The following is a 3,051-nucleotide window of genomic DNA, read 5'->3' as shown; positions in this document are numbered from 1 at the left end:
AAAAGTATTATCAAATATTGTTTCTTCACAAATAGAAATACATAAAAAATATGGTGGTGTTGTCCCGGAAATAGCATCAAGGCAACACATGAAACATATTCTTATTAGCCTTAGTGAAGCATTGGAGAAAGCCAAAATGACCCTGGATGAAATAGATGGTATAGCGGTTGTAAATGGTCCTGGCTTAAAAGGGTCTCTGTTGATAGGTTTATCTTTTGCCAAGGCAATCGCATATGCCATAAAAAAACCTTTAATTAGTGTCAATCATATTGAAGGACATATATATGCTAATTTTTTATGTCATAAAGATATTGCATTTCCATTTTTATCTTTAATTGTTTCAGGTGGCCACACATCACTTATACTGGTTCAGGCCATGGGTGAACACACAACATTAGGGAGTACTAGAGATGATGCAGCAGGGGAGGTCTTTGATAAGGTAGCCAAATATTTAAATTTATGTTATCCGGGAGGACCAGTAATTGAAGAATTATCTTTAAAAGGCAAAGATGATGCCATTGATTTTCCCAGACCGCTAATAAGTGCTTCAAATTTTGATTTTAGTTTTAGTGGCTTAAAAACAGCTGTAATTTATTATGTAAATAAAGTAAGAAAATTTGATAATAAGTTACCCTTAGAAGATATATGTGCTTCTTTCCAAAAAGCCGTATTTGATACTTTAATATCAAAAACATTGTTAGCTGCAAAAAAATACAATATTGAAAACATAATCTTGGGCGGAGGGGTTACGGCAAACGAATGTCTAAGAAAATTAATGTTAGATGCAGGAAAAAAGAATAAATTAAATATATATTTTCCTTCAAGGGAATTATGTACTGACAATGCTGCTATGATTGCTGTTGTAGGATATTTTAAATTATTAAAAGGTTTTCAGGATTCTTTTGATATAGATGTATATACTTAAAAAAGATAGATAAGTAGATAAAAAAGGATATATTGAAAGATATCACATTATAGAGGTGAAAAAAAAGTAAATACAACTTAATATGACATAATATAGTGTTTGCAAAATACTATTACATTATATAATATAGTAAAGGTAATTTTAGCACTCTCATAATGAGAGTGCTAAATAATTTAAAAATCATTTAAGGAGGAATTGATATGGACATTAAAAAAATAAAACCCTTGGGTGACCGCATACTGGTAAAACCATTTGTGGAAGAAGAGAAAACCAAAGGTGGTATTGTATTACCTGATACAATATCAAAAGAAAAGCCCCAAGTTGGAGAAGTTTTGGCAGTTGGACCAGGAAGAACAAATGATGAGGGAAAAACTTTTCCTATGAACTTTAAAAAAGGTGACAAAGTTATTTATGCAAAATATTCAGGTACTGATTTAAAGGATGCTAATGATGATGATTATCTTCTTCTCAGCGAGAAAGATGTTTTAGCGATATTAAAATAAAATTATTATTTTAATTAATCTTCAGATATTATTGACATTTTACCCAAAACCGAAAATATATTATTAAAATTATTAAGGAGGAAATTAAGTTATGGCAAAACAGTTTTTATTTGATGAAAATGCAAGAAATGCACTAAAAAAAGGTGCTGATACATTAGCCAATAGCGTTAAAATAACATTAGGCCCAAAAGGTAGAAATGTAGTTTTAGAAAAAAAGTATGGTTCCCCTACAATTACTAATGACGGAGTAACTATTGCAAGAGAGATTGAAGTTGAAGATCCATTCGAAAATATGGGTGCCCAGTTTGTAAGAGAAGTTGCTACTAAGACTAATGACATTGCTGGAGATGGTACAACAACAGCAACTGTTTTGGCACAGGAAATACTACATGAAGGTTTAAGGAATGTTGCTGCAGGTGCCAATCCTATGATGTTAAGAAGAGGGATTCAAAAAGCTGTGGAAAAAGCAGTGGAAGAAATCAAGAAACTAAGTATCGAGATAAAAGATAAAGAATCAATAGCTAATGTTGCATCCAACTCTGCTGCTGATAGAGAAATTGGTAATATTATAGCTGATGCAATGGAAAAAGTTGGAAAAGATGGTGTTATCACTGTTGAAGAATCAAAGACAATGGGAACAACTCTGGATGTAGTAGAAGGAATGCAATTTGATAAAGGATACATCTCTCCTTATATGGTTACTGATGCGGAGAGAATGGAAGCATTATTGGATGATCCTTTAATATTAATCACAGACACAAAAATAAGTAATATGAAAGGCTTATTACCAATATTGGAAAAAGTTGCCCAGATGGGTAAACCATTATTTATAATTGCAGAGGATGTTGAAGGTGAAGCACTGGCAACATTAGTAGTTAACAAGATAAGGGGAACTTTAAATTGTGTTGCTGTTAAGGCTCCTGGATTTGGAGATAGAAGAAAAGAAATGCTGGCTGATATAGCAGTAGTTACTGGTGGGCAGGTTATTTCAGAAGAAGTCGGTTTAAAACTAGAAAATGCCGATGTTTCAATGCTTGGTACTGCTCATCAGGTGAAAGTCAATAAGGAAGACACAATTATTGTTGGCGGCAAGGGAGATGTAAAAGAAATTAAAAAAAGAGAAGCTCAGATTAGAACACAGATCGAAGACACTACATCTGATTATGACAGAGAAAAATTACAGGAACGTTTAGGAAAATTAGTTGGTGGTGTTGCTGTTATTAATGTAGGAGCAGCTACTGAAACTGAATTAAAAGAGAAAAAACATAGAGTAGAAGATGCTCTTTCTGCAACTAAGGCAGCTGTCGAAGAAGGAATTGTAGCCGGTGGTGGAACAGTTCTTATAAATATTATTCCTGCATTAGAAAAGATTAAGTTAGATGGAGAAGAAAATATTGCATTAAAGATAATTAAGAAAGCATTGGAAGAACCTACAAAACAAATTGCTAAAAATGCTGGCTATGAAGGTTCTGTTATAGTTGAAAAACTCAGAGGCAAAGAAAAAGGAATTGGATTTGACGCTTCTGTAGGTGAATTTGTAGATATGGTAAAACAAGGTATTATTGACCCAACAAAAGTTACCCGATCTGCCTTGCAAAATGCAGCAAGTATTGCTGGAATGGT

General features: G+C 33.0%; 3 protein-coding genes. All 3 read left to right on the top strand.

From position 1 onward, the window contains the following. Nucleotides 1-925 (top strand): tRNA (adenosine(37)-N6)-threonylcarbamoyltransferase complex transferase subunit TsaD (gene tsaD / locus PHQ99_08435; GenBank protein ID MDD4289598.1); only part of this gene is annotated, 925 nt, incomplete at its 5' end. 200 nt (nucleotides 926-1,125) lie between these two features. Continuing rightward, nucleotides 1,126-1,428 (top strand): co-chaperone GroES, encoded by a 303-nt coding sequence (locus tag PHQ99_08430; protein ID MDD4289597.1) that lies wholly within the window; start codon nucleotides 1,126-1,128, stop codon nucleotides 1,426-1,428. A gap of 91 nt (nucleotides 1,429-1,519) precedes the next feature. Beyond that, nucleotides 1,520-3,051 (top strand): chaperonin GroEL (gene groL / locus PHQ99_08425; protein MDD4289596.1); only part of this gene is annotated, 1,532 nt, incomplete at its 3' end.

This window comes from Atribacterota bacterium, assembly GCA_028703475.1.
In the GTDB taxonomy this organism is placed as follows: domain Bacteria; phylum Atribacterota; class Phoenicimicrobiia; order Phoenicimicrobiales; family Stramentimicrobiaceae; genus JAQVMU01.
Note: the sequence above shows the minus strand (reverse complement) of the source record. Positions and strands in the feature narration are given on the sequence as shown.